The organism is Chitinophaga japonensis, assembly GCF_007830125.1.
GTDB lineage: Bacteria > Bacteroidota > Bacteroidia > Chitinophagales > Chitinophagaceae > Chitinophaga > Chitinophaga japonensis.
In genome coordinates this window covers 108,731-127,893 of sequence record NZ_VLLG01000006.1, presented here as the reverse complement: position 1 = coordinate 127,893, position 19,163 = coordinate 108,731, and the positions used below count along the sequence as shown (strand labels likewise).

The following is a 19,163-nucleotide window of genomic DNA, read 5'->3' as shown; positions in this document are numbered from 1 at the left end:
AAACTGATATACACATGGAAGCCAAAAGAAGATATACGGTCATGGTTTTCCCGCAGGGGTTTGACGGCACCCAACTGGCCCTGAACATTGTGCTGATCCCCCGCAATCAGAACCCCTTCGATCCTTATGCAACGGGCTTGCCCGCACCGGATGACGCCGCTACGCCCTTTGCGGACCTGGTGCCGCAGTTTGAGCTGGGCGTGGTGAAGGGCCTGGATGAATGGCCGCTGAGCAATGCCACCGCCCCCGGCCGCATCCCGGTAAAGATACCCGTGACCGTTACGGCCGCCGCCAATAAAAAGCCCCTGCTGCAGGCCATTGCCGCAGACCTGGGCGCTAAAATAAATGTAGACAACACCACCGACAAGGCAGAACCGGTGATCGCCAACGAAGCCCTGACGGTGCGCAAGTACCTGCCGCTGAGCTACCGGGAATCTTTCAATTTTACCACGCCCCGGCATCCCAATGCCAGCACGGACGACAGCTACCATTGCGCCATTCGCAAGGACACCAAGAAGAAGCCCGGCTGGGCCAACAAGGACGACCTGAGCTGGGGGCAGGTGTTTGCCCACATACTCCGCCAGCCTTTGCTGGCAAGGGCCTGCGGCATGATCTACAGCACCACGGTGTCTGTGGAGGACAATGCCGCCCTGTTTGAAAAGGGCTGCTACCTCTATGCCGACCTGGTGAACGCAGATTATGTGCCCATACAGGACGCACTGCTGGAGGATGCGGACGGGCCTTTTGTTAAAAGATACGCCGCCCGGCTGCCCAAATTGGAGGTGGATACGCCGCGGCCGGTGTTTGCGCCGCTGCTGTTCCCCGTATTGTACCGTAAAGCGATGGATGCCGTGGACCCCGAGCCCAAAGGGCAGTGGGACAAAATATTTGCGGAGCTGAATGAATATAACGACGGCTTCGCCAGGATCGTGCACGCCGCGCAGCCAGTGAGCTGCAACCTGCTGGCCGAACAGCAGGACGGCGAGCACCCGGTAAAGGATGCTGGTATACGCCTGGCCTGGGACGATGAACAGATCATGATCTGGTACATCCGGCAACTGGGCCAGAACCCGGAGGAGCCGGGCAAACGGCTGGATGCGCCCCTGGGCGTGTTTGGCTACCGCATTGATGTAAGGGAGCAGGGCGCGGCCAACTGGAGCAGCCTGAACCTGGTGCGCAGCAGGCAATCCTACAACATTGGCGATGCCGGCGTAGGCAATGGGGCCAACGAGGAAGTGGAGCTGCCTTACCAGGTGTTTCCCACCCAACTGGATAATGATACCTCCGCCGCTTACTGGTTGCCCATGTACTTTACCGGCTGGATTGGCAAAAGCCTGGTGCTGAAGGATACGGACGCAGTACAGATCTACCGCAATACCGAAGGGCAGACCAGCCCGGACGATCCTACGCCGAAGAACGTGGCGCCCGGCAACCTGTTTGATGAAGTAGCGGCCGAAGCGCAACTGCGCTATGGCCATACCTACGAGTTCAAGGTGCGCATGGCGGATATCAGCGGGGGCGGCCCTTCCGTGTCGGAGGAAGTGTTCAATAACGCACCATCGCCTACGGCTACACGCCATTTTAAAAGATACATCGCGCCCGGCCTTTGCCGTATTGAGAAGCCGGCTGCCCTGCTTACAGCGCAGCAGGAGTTTTTTAACGGCGCCATCGTGGACGGCGATACGGTATTTGATGCGGAGCCGGTGTTGCAGATACGCCGCCCGGTGCTCAATTATCCCGCCGTGGTATTTACCGGCAGGTACCAGGCCGCCGGGCAGGACCCGGTGCAGTTGCTGGTGCAGTCCGTGCAGGCGCAGGGCGACAGCAAGGTGCCCGCCATTGCGGACCCGGATGTGACCCGGGTGGAGATCAGGGTGGAAGTGGAAACGCTGCGCCTGGACAACCTGCTGAGCGACAGCGGGCGGGAAAATTATATTACGCTCTACCGCACTACCCGCAGCTTTGATCCCGGCTTTGAAGATGAGCTGGAGCTGCCGGTGGTATTTCACGATGTGCCCGTGCTGAACCTCGGCAACGAGGATGATCCTTTTAACGACGCTACCCTCAACAAACCGGCCATTGACGCGATGACAGATATACCGCTGCCCACCGCCCGCAAGATACGGTTGACCGTACGGGCCGTGTGCGACGGCGACAGCAGCTATTTCGGGTTTATCAACGAGGCCAACCCGGACCTGGACAGCCGCTATGGGAAGACCACGCAGCTATGGTTTTACAAGGAGTCCGGCAGCGAGGAAGACCTGCTGCTGCCCAGACCCAATGTATCGCCGGTGCAGGCCATTTACCTGCAGCCGGACCCGGTACTGCCCAATGATGGTTCCCTGGCGTTCATGTTCTTCCTCCGCGAAAATGCCATGCAGATGCCTGATATGGTGCAGCGCCTGGCGCAGCAACTGGGCGTGCAGTCCAATGGCCTTACGCTTACCGGCAAAAAAGGAGAGCGGGTGGTATTTGGCTGCAACAGCAAAATACGCCACCACCTGGCGCCGGACCAGAGCAGCATTACCTTCTCCTCCAAGGGCGACCTGGCCAACCACTGGCTGGGCTGCCTGGTGTACCGCCTGCACCGCGACTGGAGTTGGGACGCCCTGCAGGACGTGAGCTTCGTGATAAGCCGCAATAAGAAATTCAGCCGCGATACGCCCGCCGAAACAGAAACACTGGATGTGCTGGGCGATATCGAGCTGAAGCATTACGCCTCCTTTGAATCCCTGACGCCGGATGAATTCGGGATCGTGAACCGGGATTACACCACGCTGGTGTTCATTGACGCCATTGAGCCGAAAGCCTCACTGAAACGCCCCAACGGGCAGTTGCGCTTCCCGGACGAGCTGGAAGTGGATTACACGATCACGCCGCAGTTCAAGCCGGGACACGGCGCGCCGGCCGCCATTACACCGGACCCGCTCCGGCTGCCCACCACCGTAATACCTGCACAGGTGCCGAAGATCGCCAGCGTGGGCATCGCATTCTCGCCCTATCGTAAAAATGAGCAGTACAGCGCTACAGAGCCCCGGCAGCGTTACCTGTGGGTGGAGCTGGAAGAGCCGGTGCAGGACCCGCATGACACCCTGTTCTGCAGGGCGCTGCATTATGCGCCCGACCAACTGATCAGTAATAATATCGGTATTGTGAATGATGTGGCGGAAGACCCGCCGCTGCCCATAGACCCGGAATACATCCGCAGCATTACGCCCGGGCAAACGGACGACATGGCGGGCCTCAGCGCCATGCAGGCTATGGAAAAAGCCAGCGGCAATGACGATGTGCATTACCTGCTGCCCCTGCCGCCGGGATTGCATGCGGAAAGCCCGGAGCTCTTCGGGTTCTTTACCTACGAGTTCCGGGTAGGCCACGGCCACTGGAGCAATGCAGACGAACAGGAAAACCTGTGGAGTACGGCGCAGGGCAGGTTCGGCAGGCCACTGCGCGTAACCGGCCTGCAGCATCCTGCGCCCACGCTCCTCTGCAATGTAGACCGCGATAAAGACCGGGTATATGTGAACGCGCCTTACGCCAAAGCCGTATGGAAGGGAAAGAACGTAACCCCTGATCCGCCGCGCACCCAGTTGCATTGCGTACTGTATGCGCAGGTGAAGCAGGCGGACGGGCTGGCCTACCGTAATATCCTGTTGGGTGAAAAGCTGATGGAGCTGCACCGGCCGGCGGAAAGCATTGCCGTGCCCGGCCGCGACCTAGGGCTGTTGTACCAGGCGGCCAAAACGGAGCTGCACCGCTGGACCGTAGAACAGACCGATGAACCGGCCAGGGCCGGGATACTGCTCACCAACCTTACTTTGCTGGATGAAGTGAATACCCTCCGGCTGGACCCCGAAACACAGCGGAAAGTAAATGTATTGATAAAGGAGCGTGCAGCAGGCAGGATCATGGAGCCTGACCGGGAAACCGCCCGCAAACTGCTGCAGGCTTATGATGCATTGCAGGAGAGCATCGCAGTACCCGTGCAGCCTGTTGCGGCGCAAAGCTTTACGGACGCTTCGCTGGTGGCTGGCGCCAAGGTGGCTATTTTGAAGGACCAGGTGAAAACAGCCGTCACCACCTGGGACAATAAGGAAATAGCCGCCCTGCTCACAGGACTGGGGTTGCCGGAAGATGCGCCGTTGAGCGTGCTGGTGGTGGAAGTGTTCGGTAATATAACCAGCATTTATGAGCATATCGGGCTGTCATTACCGGAGATCAAAAAGCTCACGGCCAACAACCCGGAGATCTATGCAGCCATAGAAGGACGGCGCCTGCAGAGCGAACGGGCGCTGTCGGATGCGCTGGGACGGTACCGCATACTGCGCACGTCGCCGCTAACGGAAGTGCCGTTTGTATGCTGCCCGACCTGCGCGGTTTGAAGAACTGGCGTGTAACAAGCATAAAAAAAGCCTCCCCTTTGGGAGGCTTTGAATATTAACGCATTCGTGCTTAGTTGTTTCTTGTAGCATACACTGCTTCTGCTGCCTCGGGCGTTTTTTTCTCCGGGGCTTTTTCCCATTCATCTGCATTGGCAATGCCCAGCTCCGTTGGACGGAATACCGGGTCCAGGCCGGCTTTCCGTTGGGCGCGGTAATCTTTCAGCGCTTTCAGTGCGGGTTTTTGCAGGAAGATAATGGCGATCATGTTCAGCCAGGCCATCATGCCTACGCCGATATCGCCCAGGGCCCAGGCGAGGGAAGCTGTTTTAACGGAACCATAGAAAGTGGTAACGAGGATCAGTATACGAAGGCCCCATATCATCCAGCGGCCGTTCCCTTTTTTATCCAGGTAGCTCAGGTTGGTCTCTGCAATATAGTAGTAAGCCATAATGGTAGTAAAGGCAAAGAACAGCAGCGATATGGCCACAAAGCCGCCGCCCACGGCGGGGAAGTGAGTGTTTACCGCGTGCTGTGTAAAGGCCGGTCCTATTTCCACGCCGGGTATATGCTCTACCAGGAAACCGCCGGCAGGGTTCACCACGTTATACTGGCCGGTAAACAGGATCATAAAGGCGGTAGCGGTGCACACCAGCAGGGTATCCACGTACACCGAGAAGGCCTGTACCAGTCCCTGCTTGGCCGGGTGACTTACTTCCGCGGCGGCAGCGGCGTGCGGCGCAGTGCCCTGGCCGGCTTCATTGGAGTAGATGCCCCTTTTCACCCCCCAGGCAATGGCCGAGCCAAAAAGCCCGGAAAAAATAGCTTCGCCGTTAAAGGCGGAACGGATGATCAGCGCGATCACGGCCGGTACTTCTGTAATATTCAGCACCATGATGATGAGGGCCATCAGGATGTAAGCGCCTGCCATAAAAGGTACCACCAGTTCGGCTACCTTGCCGATCCGCTTTACGCCGCCCAGTATGATCAGGGCCAGCAGCAGGGTCACAACACCCCCGGTAACGGCTACCGGCACGTTGAATGCCTGCTTCATGCCCAGTGCGATGCTGTTGCTCTGCACGCCCGGCAAAAAGAAAGCGGTACTTAAGATGGTGGCAATGGCAAAGATCACGGCGTACCATTTCAGGCCCAGTCCTTTTTCTATATAATAGGCAGGGCCGCCGCGGTACTGGCCGTCCTTCACCTGCTTGTAGATCTGGCCGAGGGTGGCTTCCACGAAAGCGGAGGCCGCGCCCAGGAACGCGATCAGCCACATCCAGAAGATGGAGCCGGGGCCGCCCATGGCAATAGCGGTAGCTACGCCGGCAATGTTACCGGTGCCCACCCGGCCCGCAATGGCCATGGTAAAGGCCTGGAAAGAGGTGACACCTTTTTCTGATGCCGGCCCGCCGAACAGCAGCCGGATCATGTCCTTTATATATCGGATCTGTAAAAAGCGGGTTACAATCGAAAAGTAGATACCGGCGCCGAGGCAGAGAATGATGAGGGCATTGCTCCAGACGGCGTCGTTAATTGTTTTGATGATAGCTTCCATATTCATTCATTGTGTAGCCAGTTGGCACGATGGCTGGTTTTTTGCAGGTTGCTGAAATTAATAAAGCGTTAAATTAAGTGAATTTTTACGAGAAATAAGCCGAAAGGCCTGTATTTTCTGATATCCACCCGGTTAATTCAACGAATTAAAATTATTTCAATATAACATCGCAGGGCTGCCAACCGGCTACCAATGAAGCATTTACATGTTTTCTTCCAGCCATTTCACCACTAACCCGGTGGTCTGGGCCACGGCTGCCGGCTGATAATAGAAGTCAAACTGGTTGTACTGGTTCAGCCAGGTGATCTCTTTAGATGCTGGTAATTGTGCATAGAACTGCCGGGCGCCATCGGGAATGGCCGCGTTTTCACTGTGTATAATATATACCGGCTGTTTTACCTGCCTGGCAATGGCTACACCGTCAAAGCCCAGCCATTCCGGCCAACTGAGCACGGCCAGGCGGTTGGGCCATTCCGGTATGGCGCCCTTGGCCGGGTTCAGGTAGTAGTCCAGCGTATCGCCGGGCCAGTACATGGCGGCGCTGCTGTCTGTATTGCTGGCGGCGGGAATGGTAAGCGTTTTCCCGCTGGCCGCAAATTCATGGGCGGCGGCTTCTCCTCCGGCGATCAGGCCGGCCACTCCGCCGGGGCGGCTGCCGTAAATACCTTCCAGCAGGGCGGCATTGTGGAGCCAGGGCGCAATGGCCACTACCGCTTTCACGCGTGGGTCGGCCGTGGCGGCGTCCGCCATATAGCCAGCACTGGCGCAGATACCGGCCAGGGCTATACGATCTTTGTCGGTAAAGGGTTGTGCATGCAGCCAGCTTACGGCTTCCTGTATGTCGGCTATCTTGGCGCGCGGGTTTTCAAATTCCCGGGGCTGTCCTTCGCTGGCCCCGAAGTAACGGAAGTCGAAGGTAAGCGCTATATAGCCCTGGGCCGCCAGTTGCCGCGCATAGAGCGCCGGCATCTGTTCCTTTACCGTGATCCAGCTCCCCGCGACTATCACGGCAGGATACTGCCGGTGCCCGCTGAAGCCCGGCGGCAGGTACAGGTGCCCTTTCAGCACCAGCCCGTTGCTGGTAAAGGCAATGTCCCGGCGGGATACCTGGTCTGCGGCGGCGCCGTTCACATTAAAGCTGCGCTGCAGGGTACTGCCAAAGGCCGCTTCCAGTATGAAAGGATCGAAATATTCCGTAACGGTTTTGATCCTGTTTCCCTCTACCCGGAAAATGTTCACGTAATTATTATTATAGGCGCCGCCGTTTTTCAATTGTATGTTGCCGCTGAACTGCGCGATCACCACATCCGGCCGGTCTGTGGCAAACAGCTTGCGGGGAAACCGCATGCTGCTGTAATTTTCCGGCAGGGCTTTGTATTGCTGGTGAATGGCCTGCCTGTCCGGCAGCAGGGAGGGAAAGCCGGCCGGGGACAGGGGCATTTCCTGCCGGGCATCCTCACTCCATACTTCCATGAAGGCGTTGATATCCATTTTTTCCAGCGCGCTGAAATAGCTTTCCACCGCGGCGCGGGCATTGGCAGTAAGCGTGGCGGGCGGCCATGGCCTGCCTGCCTTTACCTGTTCCTGCGCCAATGCCGGTAACTGCAGGTTGCCTGCCTGCTTTTGCAGGTTCAGCCGCATGGCGCTTACTTTCCAGGCGCCGTGCTGCCGCCGCAGGGAAAAATCGTAGGTGCCGGTCACTACCCATATATTATTGTGTGTATCGTTGGGCAGGTAATGCAGCGCCAGGCCGTGACAGGTGGCGGTGGCGCTGTCGCCCTGTACCTCTGCTGTGAATGAGCCTACCTGGTGATGGGTGCTGTAAAAGCCGGGCAGCACCTGCTGCCAGGCGTTGGTGATCTGTTGCGGTGTGAGCGTGACCGGTTCGCCGCCGGCCAGCGAAGTGTAGTCCAGTATTACTTCCTGTGCAAAGGACTGCTGTACTTTTTCCCATTGGCGGGCATCGCTGCTCTCGAAGATGTTGAGCAGGACGGCGATAATGGCGGTTGTTTCCATGTGCTTTGTGTTTTGTAGCGCAAAGATGGGCGCAAAGCAGGCAAGGGGATAACAAACAACAAAGCAAGCCTGACAAATTTCAAATACTTACTGCTGGTGTTGCTCCCGGTATTGTGCCGGGGTTTGCTGCATGTATTTCCTGAAAAAGGCGCTGAAATGGGTGGCTTCGCGGAAAGCCAGCAGGAAAGCGATCTCCTTGATGCTTTTATCCGTTTGGGCCAGCATTTGCCGGGAAAGGAGCAGCAGGTGCTGGTGCACCAGTTGGCGGGCCGTTTTGCCGGTAATGCGCTTTATCACCGCGTTCAGGTAATTGGGATGCACGTGCAGTTGCTGGGCATAGTAGGCAGGGGAGTGCAGGGCGGCATCCTGCGGCGTATGGAAGAAGCTGTATTCTATCAGCGTCTGGAAGCGGGAGAGGAGTTGGATGTCCGCATTCCGGTTGTGCTGCTGCAAGTCCTCGCCGGTAAAGGCATGCGCCTCGAAGAAGCGTTTTACGTACAGCAGCAGCAGGTGTGTGTAGGCATATATCAGTTGGAAATTGTCCGGGTGGGAGGAATGGTATTCCGTGTATATTTTTTCAAACAGGACCTGCAGGTATGCCAGCAGGTCGGGCGGTACATTGAAAGGGATGGCCTTGTCTGTACGGCAAAAGGGAAAGTCCGCCAGGAAATGCTGCCACAGGGGATTGCCATTCACGAAATCTGTATCGAAAAGTATGTAAAAACCTTTCCAGTCCGGCAGTATATCCCAGGATATTACCTGGTAAGGCGAGTTGAAGAAGATGTTACCGTGCAGCAAGGCCCCGTTCACCTGCCGGTTGCTGCCCGCTACCCGGAGGGCAATGGCATAGCATTCATGGCGGAACGGCGCTACTACGGTATGCACGGTTTTCATATTATCCTCAAAGCGGCGGATGTCATAATGCGGATGCCGGGGCGGCGGAATGTTGATGTGCCGGCAGTACTCCTGGATGGAACGGACTAAGTGCATGCACCCAAGTTAAAGAATTTATCATTTTTCAATTACTTGACTTTGTCAAATAAATAGTTGCTTTTGTCAAATATAGTCCGGATATTTGTGAAGCGATTTAAGAGGATTTGCCATGCCTGTCAAACCAGCAACTATTCTTGCCATCCGGCAGTTCAACCGTTTTTATACCAGGCTGATAGGCCTGCTGAACCAGCATATGCTGGACAGTCCCTATTCTTTATCGGAAGTGCGGGCCCTCTACGAGATCGGGCATACGGATAACTGTACGGCGGGGCTGCTTACAGAGCGCCTGCAGATAGACGGCGGTTATCTCAGCCGTATGCTGAAAGCATTTGAGCGGGATAAAATAGTAAGCCGCCGGCAGTCCGCCACAGACGGCCGTACCTGGTACCTGCAGCTTACCGCCAAGGGGAAGCGCCTGCTGCAAACCCTGGACGAGCGCTCCAATGAGCAGATAAGGCAGGTGCTGGCCCCCCTGCCGGAGGTACAGCAGCAGGAAGTGACTGAATCCATGCAAACCATCCGCCAGTGCCTGGGAGAAAAGCAGCCACTCACCCTGCAGGACCTGGTGTTTCGGCATCAGCTACAGCCGGGAGATGTGGGATACCTGATTTACCTGCATGGAGATATTTATGCGAAAGAAACCGCCTACAACCTGGAGTTTGAGACCTATGTCTGCAAAACCTTTTACGATTTTCTGCAAAATTATGATCCGGGTAAGGACCGGGTATTCCTGGCTACCTGGCGCGGCCGCATTGTAGGCGCGGTAGCCATACTGGGGCATTCCGCCACGCTGGCGCAACTGCGCTGGCTGCTGGTGCACCCGGACATGCGGGGCATCGGGTTGGGTAAAAAACTGGTGGAGGATGCGCTGGCTTTTTGCCGCGAAAAAGGTTACCGGCAGGTATACCTGCTCACCACCAACCAGCAGACCACGGCGGCGGCCTTATACACCCGCGCCGGGTTCAGGAGAACGGAGGTGACGCCCCAGGAAATGTGGGGCCACCGGTTGTATGAGGAAAGATATGAATTGGAGATAACTACTCACTAACGTTGCTGTACTTGCTCAGCAGCACGATCTGTCCCAGGTGGTACGAAGCATGGTCCACCACGCCCTGGAAATAGTAGGCCGCGGGGTGGCTGGTGCCGGGAAACAACTCATATAGCTTCTCTTCCGGGAAAGCGCGGATGGCGCTCGCCAGGTGCTCTACCGAATGCTCCAGCCGGTGCCGGGTGGCTTCCCAGTTTTCCTCCCCATGATTTTCCGGCAGGTAAAAATCCGGCAGGTCGCCTTCCTGCTCAGGCTGTTCATTGTGCATATAGCGCAGCACCCGCTGGTTCCAGTAAATAAGGTGGTTAACGATCTGCCATATACAATTGGAGCCGTTAATGCGCTGTACGGCCTGCTGTGCGTTCACCCGTTTGAGATGTTCGGTGAAAATAACGTCTATCCAGGGAGAGCCGTCATACAGGTTTTGCAGTGATTGCGCCAGGAATTCCAGATGTGACATGGTAATTGCAGGTTTATGTTTACCGTGAACTTAAATTTACAAATATTTTGCCGTATCCGTTTTTCCATGCCACTTTTTACCATGTCTTTATTCTTCGTTACATTTAGAGCCTAAATACAACAGCTATGGATCAACAACAACTGGAGATCAACCGGAATGAGGATGCCATGCGGATGGCCATCAGTACGCTGAAGCAGCGCCTGGCCGTCATAGAACAGGGCGGGGGGAAAAAGAATATGGAGAAGGTGCGGCAGAAGGGCAAGCTCACCCCCCGGGAAAGGATCGCTTATCTCACGGATAAGGACTCCCCGTTTACCGAGATCGGCGCCTTTGCCGCTTACGATATGTACACGGAGCATGGCGGTTGCCCGGCGGCTGGCACAGTAGGCGGCATCGGCTATGTGAGCGGCCGGCAATGCATGATCGTAGCCAATGATATGACCGTAAAAGCGGGCGCCTGGTTCCCCATGACCGGTAAAAAGAACCTGCGCCTGCAGGAAATAGCCATGGAAAACCGGTTGCCCATCATTTACCTGGTAGACAGCGCCGGCGTATACCTGCCCATGCAGGACGAGATATTCCCCGACAAGGAACATTTTGGCCGTATTTTCTATAACAACGCCCGCATGAGCGCCATGGGCATTACGCAGATCGCGGCGGTCATGGGCAGTTGCGTGGCTGGCGGCGCCTACCTGCCCATTATGAGCGACGAAGTGCTGATGGTGGAAGGCAACGGCTCCATTTTCCTGGCCGGCCCTTACCTGGTGAAGGCCGCCATTGGCGAAAGCGTAGATGCGGAAACGTTAGGCGGCGCCGTTACCCATACAGAGATATCCGGCATTGCGGACTACAAATTCAAAACAGACCAGGAATGCCTGGACCAGGTGCGCAGCATTATGAGCCGGCTGGGATCGCCTGCCAGCGCCGGTTTTGACCGGGTAGCACCGGTAGCGCCCGCCAAAGACCCGGAATTGCTGTACGGCATCCTGCCGGCGGACAGCACCCGGCCTTATGACATGCTGGACGTGATCGCGCAATTGACTGACGGATCGGAATTTGAACAATACAAACAGGACTACGGCAAGAGCATCCTTTGCGGCTATGCCCGTATTGACGGCTGGGCCGTAGGAATCGTAGCCAACCAGCGCAAAATAGTGAAAAGCAAACGCGGCGAGATGCAGATGGGCGGCGTGATCTATAACGACAGCGCGGACAAGGCGGCCCGTTTTATCATGAACTGCAACCAGAAAAAAATACCCCTGGTGTTCCTGCAGGATGTTACCGGTTTTATGGTGGGCAGCCGCAGCGAACATGCCGGCATCATCAAGGACGGCGCTAAACTGGTGAACGCCGTGGCCAACTCCATTGTGCCCAAGATCACTATCATTATCGGCAATTCTTACGGGGCCGGTAATTACGCTATGTGCGGCAAGGCCTATGGCCCGCGCTTCATTTATGCCTGGCCTACCGCCAAAATAGCCGTAATGGGCGGCGAGCAGGCAGCCAAAACCCTGCTGCAGATACAGGTAGCTTCCCTGAAAGCAAAAGGGGAGGAGATCAGCCCGGAAGAAGAAAATAAGCTGCTGTCGGCCATTACAGAACGGTATAACAGCCAAACCACCCCTTACTACGCCGCTGCGCGGTTGTGGGTAGACGATATCATTGATCCTGCGGAGACGCGCCGCGTGATCTCCGAAGGCATCACTGCCGCCAACCAGGCGCCCCTTTCCGGGGAGGAGTTTAAGCTGGGCGTATTCCAGGTGTAGCCAGCAATTAATAATGAAGAATTAATCATTAATAATTAATAATACTCGTAGCACAAGTGTTCTTTTGAAACACCGATGCCACGATTATTAATTATTAATTCTTCATTATTAATTATTATTGCACCCTTATGTCAGCAATTACGATCTACACAGACGGCGCATCACGCGGTAACCCGGGCCCTGGCGGTTATGGCGTAATATTAATGTGGGGCAAGCTGCGCAAGGAACTGTCGCAGGGATACCGCCGCACTACCAATAACCGTATGGAGCTGCTGGCCGTTATTACCGGGCTGGAAGCATTGAAGAAGGACGGGCTGGCCGTGAATATCTTTACCGACAGTGAATACATTGTAAACAGTATTGAAAAAGGCTGGCTCTGGAACTGGGTAAAGATCGGCTTCAAGGACAAGAAAAATAAAGACCTCTGGCAGCGGTTCATTCCCCTGTATAAAAAGCACCAGGTAAAAATGACCTGGGTAAAAGGCCATGCCAGCAACCCTTATAACAACCGCTGTGACGAACTGGCCACCCAGGCCGCGGATAATGGCCCCTGGCTGACAGACGAGGGGTTTGAGCAGGGTTAAAAGCTGTAATTATACCCCAGCGTTGCCGTCACGTTGCTGCTGTTGCCTTTGGGCGTCCACCGGGTCTGGTGCACGGCATTCAGGTTCACATTATGTTTTTTCAGGAAAATGTAGGCTGCGTTCGCGCGCAGGTTGAGCACCTGTCCCTGTTGCTGTCCGTCGCTGGCGCTGCTGTTATAGGAAGTGGTGAAGCCGGCGGTAGCTTTTTTGTCGAACAGCTTTGCGTTGATGCCCAGGGTGGGGCCCAGCGTCAGGAAATCGTTGCGGCCGATGCTGTTGTAGCTTAAGTTAAAGGCGCCGGTAAAGCTGATCTGGCGCGGTATCAGCAGCAGGGTGTAGGCCGTGTTGGCGTTATAGAAACGGGAGCCGTTGCCTTTCCACAATACGCCGTTCTGTATGTCCGCCGCATCCTGTACGTTGAGGTTCATGTTAATGTTATGGCTTTTGTTGCCGGCGGTCTTCATCATGTAGTTCACATTAAGCCCTACGTTCTGCGACACCTGTTTGAAGTTCAGGGTATCCATATTGCCGTAAGGGTCGGTCTGGTTAATGTATTCAAACTGCGGCCTGATGTTGGTATAGGTCTGGAAGTTGGAATAGCTGAGATTGAGGTTCCATTTTTCATCCGGCATGTAATTGGCGTTCAGGGAGCTGACCATGCGCGAGGTGGCGCCGGCTTTGGTATGGCTCAGGTCGTCGCGCTGGTAGCCTACGTTAACGGCTATATTGGCCTTGTCCTTCAGGAAAGGCTGGGAGAAATTGACGGTGATGTTCTCCAGGTCGTTGTTCATGTAATACGCGCCCAGGGTCTGGTAGCCGGGATCGATGCGCTCATAGCCCAGGCCGATGGTGCTTTTGAAGAAGGTATAGTTCAAGCCTGCTTTCAAGGCTTTATAGAAGCGGGTATTCCGGGCCTCGTACATAAAAACGGTTTCCAGCAGGTTCCCGCCGGATGTTTTGGCCGCCCCGTGGTTATCGCGCCGGTCCAGCTTCATGGCGCTGTTGGCATACTCCGCTGTCAGCTCCAGCCCTTTACGGGGTCGCAGGGTAGCGCTCAGGCTTACGGTCAGGTTCTCTTTCGGGTAGATGTGCAGCGTATCCGGCAGGTATTGCGCAGGATCGGTATGGTCCTTGGCGCGGAGAAAGCTGAGGGCCAGCGCATAGTGCTCCCTGTTCAGCGCCAGCTTAGCCCCGTAACCCATGCGCCGGTAGGAGGGCAGCACGCTGCGGTTGGTGCTGTCATAGTTCACGGCGCGCAGCAGCCGGCCGTACATAGCGCTGATGCTCCAGCCGCTTTCCGGCGCCACGTCTACGCCTACACCGGTAAACTGGTGCCCGTTCAGCGTATAAGGCGAGAACGACATGACCACATCGCCGATATGGGCCGTAACGCCTTTGTAGGTAGGGTGCAGGCTGAGGCGGTTGGGCATGGTGGGATAGGAATAGCCGGCGCCGGCATTGGTGAGGTTAAAGGAAAAGGGCAGGTTGAGCTGGCCAAGCAGGTTGGCGTTCAGGCTGCCGTTGATGAACCAGGTGAAAGGCTGCCGCCCGTAGCCGCCGCCGCTGTTGAATACCGTGCTGGCATTGAGGCCGCCGTTCACTTTAAGCGGCTTGCCTTTGCCAAACATATCGCCGATATTTTCCAGGTTGATCTGTTGCGCCGGTGACAGCAGGGGTAAGCACACTGCCGCGCATAGGCATAGGGCCAGGGGTTTATTCATACTTCTGAACTTTTATGTCCGCCAATATATAGGCCGTGCTGCCTTCCAGCACGAAGTCCTTTATTTTCACCGCGCCTTTGCGCCCGTCCTGCGTTTGGAACAGCACCACGCGGGGTAGCAGGGTATAGTCAAACTGCAGGCCGCCTGTAGCATTGGCCGGCCATTGCAGGCTTTGCAGGGGCGCATCGCTCTGCATGTTGTCAAAATCGGCTACGGTGAGCTGCACATTGCAGTTGCACTGTTCCTGCCGGTTGATGAAGCGGGTGGCGGCAGCGCCGGGTATAGCGCTAAAGGTATAGCTGGCGGCCGAATCCGGGGATATGAACTTGTTATAGGTAAAGTTCCGGTTAAGCCCGAAGAATACCAGGTCTATCTCTTTGCCGCCTGCCGAAAGGTCGTCTCCTTTGCGGAACACTTTCCGCAGCCGGGTGGAATAGAAGCAGCCAATATCCGCATGCGCGGTGCTGATGCCCAGCTTCACATCCTTGATAGTGCGCAGGCGGGAATTGGGCTTTACCGTGATGCTGCGCGTGATGGCGCCGGACTCCTTGCCATTGGCCGTTTTGAGCGTAATGGTATAGGTGCCGGGATCCTGCAGGAAGAGGGTGGTATTGGACGCGGTATCGCTGTCCAGCACGCCGCCGCTGCTTTGCCACTGCTGGCTGAGGTAGCTGCTGCTTTTGCTTTCCAGGATGGCGGTCAGGGGCGCTTCATAATCATCGTCATGGAAGGAGGGCCTTATTTCAAAGTCCGTGCTGAGTGGCGGCTTTACGGAGATGGTTTTGCTGAGCGAGAAGGTTTGTCCGCCGTTGCTTACCTGCAGGGTCACTTCGTGCGGGCCGGGTGTGGTAAACGTAATGAGCGGCGGCGCAGTGCCTTCCGCGGCGGCCGGGTCCCCGCCTTCAAAGGTCCAGTTCCAGGCGCTGCCGCCGGTAGTACGGTTGGTGAATTTTACCTGTACGGGTGAAAAGTCGTTGAGCTGTATTTCGGCATCAAAAGCCACCTGCACGGCGCTGTCCAGCGTGATGGTGATGGTCTTTGTTTCGCGGGTATCCTCATTCCAGGCTTCCAGGGTCACCTTGTGGGCGCCTGCCTGGCTAAAGGTTACGGAGCCGGGGTTCTCATATTCCGAAGTAGCCGGTTCCCCGCCTTCAAAGGTCCATTTAAAGCCGGTAGCGCCCACGCTGCGGTTGGTGAAATTGAGCACCGCGGGCACGGTACGGGAGCTGTCTGCCAGCACATAGGTGAAGTCTGCCGTGACCGGGCGGGGCACTTCCTTATAGCAGGCCGCGCACAGCAGCAGCAGTGTACATAGGGTATAGGGTAAGGGTTTGGTCATAGGCGTTATACATCAGGGAAGATATTCCTGACGGTTCATTTATATTTTTCCTTTCGAATAATCCAGTTACTGGCAAAGAAGAACTGCTCTTCAAAGGGCAATTCCTCTTCATCATGATAGTAAAGCTCCCGGTACTCTATCAGGCCATACTTCTCATCATAAGCCTGGTCTATCTTCAAGCGCCAATACTCATCAAAGTGATACACGGAGAATCCCGATATCCGGGAATTAATAAACCTGGTAGTGTGGATGGTCCTTTCAGCCACGTAGTCTTCTACGTGAAAGGACATACCCTGCCCGTAGTGCTCATTGTGAAAATCAATTAAAGCCTTATTTCCGTGCCGGGCCTTCACATAAATGACCAGGTCGATATTTCCATGATGATATGCTTCTATTATTTTATCGGCGAAAGGTACTTTCATCTCTTTCTCTTTATAATAGCCACTTCTTTTCAATGCAGTAGCTTCATCTACCTGGCTTATCTGCTCAAAAGGTGATCCGAGGTAATACATATATCATTTTAGTTTTAGGTATGGACTTACATCCAGTGCGGCGTCCATTTTAATTATTGATATCTGGAAGTCAATACCGCTGCTTTTTAACCTTGCTGCTATAGCGGCAGTTTCCGCCTGGCTTTCGAAAGCATTCCAGAATTTTGCTTTAAAGGAGCCATTCACGTCTTTTTGAAACATCATACCGCCACTGATCTTGCCCTTCAGCGCATCGGCTTCAATATTCTTAACACGGCCGGTGGAAGAAGTAGCGTTTTTAAACCTGTCTACAAGGTTATCAAATGTGGCTCCATCCACTTTTATGGCTACGTCAATATCAGCTATATCAACTGCTTCAGAAACTTTCAGGGAGCTGCCCTGCACAAAAATAGAATTTTCAGGTAAATCCCACTTTTTTGCCAGGGTTTTCAGTACCTCACTGAATTTTTCGTATTCCTGCAGCGTGTTGAATAAGTTCGGATAACCCCTTTGCTTAACAATCGTCCAGAAATTGCATTGTGATACCAGTTGTTCTGCCGTGAACTGTTTTTCGTTCCTGCAGCCGTTGAAGATGATGTCTTCTATTTCGCGGTCCGGCAGCTCCATTTTTTTTGCGTTGGCAATGATCATCCGCAGCTCATCATCCGTATAACGCATGGTAAACAAGGAGCTTTCCCCGGCAATTCTTTCTGCCAGGCTGTTCCTGATCCTTAACAGCAGGTCGTCTTCCAGTTGCATGGCATTCAGCAACTTGCTGATTTCGTCCAGGTGGTTAGGTTGCTGCCGCAGCCGGGCATCTTCCGCCATTTCCCGTATGATCCTCCTGGTGGTGGCGTTCTGCACCACATTGTCAATACTTTTGATAATGCCGGTGGTCAGGTAAGCTACTCCCACATACATGCCCAGTTCATCAATGGCGTCCAGGGTAGCAATGCCATCCTCTCCCCATTTGTCCTGCACATAGTTCCTGACATCCTCATCCTGGGTAATGACGGAGGCGGTGGTAAAGAATATGTCCGCAGCGGCCCATATCCTGGCAGCGGTAGAAGTGGCCATTACCAGCTCTCCGGTACCTGTAAAAAGGGCTACGGTCAGAATGAGCCCACGGGCCTGTTCGGCCAGTTCTTTCTTGAATTCATTCTGCACCACCCATTGCAGGAAAATGGCGGGAACGGTGATCGTTTCCCCTACTTTTACGGGCATGCCGTTCACGTTCCTGATATAGGCCACCTGGTCTGTGATCACCAGTTTGACCGGCGTAAAGGGCAAGCAGGGATCAAACGTATGGGAGGGCAGGGTACGCCACCTGGTTTTAATGCCGGACGTTACTTTGAACTGGATGCCGGTTTTTTCATCAACGGTAGCATCAACGTCGCTGACTATCTTTACCCGGTAGTTCCCGATCTCTTCTATATACCATTTAAACACATTTCCGTCTATGCTGTTATGGGCGCTATCACCATATTGCAGGCGTTCCGCCATATTGCTTAGTATGAATACAGCCTCTGTATAATTGTCATCTCCCCCGGCATCATCTATTTTCTTCACCAATTTGTAGTAATTGCCCGGTTGGTTGAAAAAATCGAGCAACTCTTTTTTCTGGTCCTGGGGGGTGCCTTCAATAACATCCAGCAGCACGTTCTCGCAGCCGTTGGCTGAAAAAATGGAACCACGTATATCTGTACAGTAGTCCTTGTTCAGCAGGTACTCCAGCAGGCATTTCCGGTCATTGAAAGACATGCCTGTGAATATGCCGGGATTACGCATGGCACGGCCTTCTGTTGGCATGGAATAGGTGCTGGCGATCTTTTCCACCATCGCCTGCGGGTCCGGGGCCTTGCAGAAGTTTTTCATCAGGGTGTCCTTGTCCTGCTGGTAGAAGTACAGGAAAGTATTGGTCACATCTTTAAGCAGCTTGCTATTCCTGCTGACCGTATTATTGTAATCTGTGATGTCTCCATTGCTATCCCGGTTCAGAAAGCTTACCAGGCCGGTAATATCACTTTCGTGTTTGCGGTAGTAACGAATACCGTCAATTACGTACATAGCAGATTCCTGGTGGGTAGTGTATACTCTTTTCAGGTTCTCTTCTATTGTATTACCTGCATCAGGATCGTATACATAGTCATAGGCGCCTTTTGTGGTAATGTCAAACATTACCCATTTAAACACGATCAGGGTTTTGTCGGCCTTGTCATATTCAAAACCCGAGAGCCTGGTCATATCCTCGGTTACTCCCTGCTTTACTTTCTTTAGCAAGGCTTCTGTAAGTTGGGACACATACTTTTCCAATGCTGCCTGGCCGCCTTTTTCTTTTGCAATCCCATCCTTTACATCCGTGTCAAAGGACCGGGTACGCAGGTTCTTCCAGTCCAGTGATTCCTCCTTCTCCCGGTCTTCAATATTTTTTGCATAGTAGACGCCGGATACTACAAAATAGATATCATAATCCTTGTACTTTGTTTTATTCAGGTAATTCTCTTTCAGTTCGTTTATCTGCTGATTGATCTGTATCTGGATGGGGGAGTTATACTCGGTTTCCCCCGGCAGGTAATAGCTGAACCACAAGCGGGCGGCATCGAGCGAAGTAAACCAGGGTACAAAGCCGTCCTGCCCGCCATCGTCGAAGACCAGGTACTGCTTCCTGCCGCCGGTTTTTCCAGGGTTGTTGTTATGTGCGATGGCTTTGACCAGTTTGGCGGACAAGCGGTCCAGCAGTTTTTGCTCATAGTCATCCGGGGGATGACCATAACCGTTAAAAGCGGTTCCTATGAACCATACTGCCAGGATTGATATGATAAGCTTCTGCAT

At 54.6% G+C, this 19,163-nt stretch carries 12 protein-coding genes; 4 read left to right on the top strand and 8 right to left on the bottom strand.

All coding sequences use genetic code 11. From position 1 onward, the window contains the following. Window positions 1–14: 14 nt before the first annotated feature. Window positions 15–4,382 (top strand): hypothetical protein, encoded by a 4,368-nt coding sequence (locus tag LX66_RS24960; protein ID WP_145718588.1) that lies wholly within the window; start codon window positions 15–17, stop codon window positions 4,380–4,382. 70 nt (window positions 4,383–4,452) lie between these two features. On the opposite strand, the gene LX66_RS24955 is transcribed toward LX66_RS24960, so the two are convergent. The 3 genes from LX66_RS24955 to LX66_RS24945 all read right to left on the bottom strand — a co-directional run bounded on the left by LX66_RS24955 (window position 4,453) and on the right by LX66_RS24945 (window position 8,940). After that, window positions 4,453–5,934, bottom strand: coding sequence for an alanine/glycine:cation symporter family protein (locus LX66_RS24955; RefSeq protein WP_145718586.1), 1,482 nt, complete (start codon window positions 5,932–5,934; stop codon window positions 4,453–4,455). A 201-nt stretch (window positions 5,935–6,135) separates the two neighbouring features. Next, window positions 6,136–7,950 carry a nuclear transport factor 2 family protein gene (locus LX66_RS24950; protein ID WP_145718584.1) on the bottom strand — a complete coding sequence of 605 codons (1,815 nt, stop codon included), beginning with the start codon at window positions 7,948–7,950 and terminating at the stop codon, window positions 6,136–6,138. An 87-nt stretch (window positions 7,951–8,037) separates the two neighbouring features. Continuing rightward, window positions 8,038–8,940 carry a helix-turn-helix domain-containing protein gene (locus tag LX66_RS24945; protein WP_145718582.1) on the bottom strand — a complete coding sequence of 301 codons (903 nt, stop codon included), beginning with the start codon at window positions 8,938–8,940 and terminating at the stop codon, window positions 8,038–8,040. 112 nt (window positions 8,941–9,052) lie between these two features. On the opposite strand from LX66_RS24945, the gene LX66_RS24940 reads away from it, so the two are divergent. Continuing rightward, window positions 9,053–9,991 (top strand): bifunctional helix-turn-helix transcriptional regulator/GNAT family N-acetyltransferase, encoded by a 939-nt coding sequence (locus tag LX66_RS24940; RefSeq protein WP_145718580.1) that lies wholly within the window; start codon window positions 9,053–9,055, stop codon window positions 9,989–9,991. Here LX66_RS24940 and LX66_RS24935 read toward each other — a convergent pair. Then, a complete protein-coding gene (locus LX66_RS24935; RefSeq protein ID WP_145718578.1) occupies window positions 9,981–10,451 on the bottom strand; it encodes a DinB family protein in 471 nt (156 codons plus the stop codon). The two genes, LX66_RS24940 and LX66_RS24935, sit on opposite strands and share 11 nt — an antisense overlap. Window positions 10,452–10,576: 125 nt before the next feature. Between LX66_RS24935 and LX66_RS24930 the strand changes: the two genes are divergently transcribed. After that, the gene (locus tag LX66_RS24930; RefSeq protein ID WP_145718576.1) at window positions 10,577–12,217 is read left to right on the top strand and encodes an acyl-CoA carboxylase subunit beta; all 1,641 of its coding nucleotides are present in this window, start codon (window positions 10,577–10,579) and stop codon (window positions 12,215–12,217) included. 128 nt (window positions 12,218–12,345) lie between these two features. Next, window positions 12,346–12,801: a ribonuclease HI gene (gene rnhA / locus LX66_RS24925; protein WP_145718574.1), complete on the top strand. Its 456-nt coding sequence runs from the start codon at window positions 12,346–12,348 to the stop codon at window positions 12,799–12,801. Here the strand turns inward: rnhA and LX66_RS24920 are convergent. From LX66_RS24920 to LX66_RS24905, 4 genes are read right to left on the bottom strand one after another with little or no spacing between them, the layout of a single operon-like run. After that, complete coding sequence (locus LX66_RS24920; protein WP_145718572.1) at window positions 12,798–14,522, bottom strand: porin family protein; 1,725 nt, start codon at window positions 14,520–14,522, stop codon at window positions 12,798–12,800. The genes rnhA and LX66_RS24920 overlap by 4 nt on opposite strands. Beyond that, complete coding sequence (locus tag LX66_RS24915; protein ID WP_145718570.1) at window positions 14,515–15,861, bottom strand: PKD domain-containing protein; 1,347 nt, start codon at window positions 15,859–15,861, stop codon at window positions 14,515–14,517. Before LX66_RS24915 ends, LX66_RS24920 begins: the two co-directional genes overlap by 8 nt. 35 nt (window positions 15,862–15,896) lie before the next feature. Continuing rightward, window positions 15,897–16,373: a hypothetical protein gene (locus LX66_RS24910; protein ID WP_145718568.1), complete on the bottom strand. Its 477-nt coding sequence runs from the start codon at window positions 16,371–16,373 to the stop codon at window positions 15,897–15,899. Between the two features lie 3 nt (window positions 16,374–16,376). Next, on the bottom strand, window positions 16,377–19,163 hold the full coding sequence (locus LX66_RS24905) for a hypothetical protein (protein WP_145718566.1): 2,787 nt from the start codon (window positions 19,161–19,163) through the stop codon (window positions 16,377–16,379).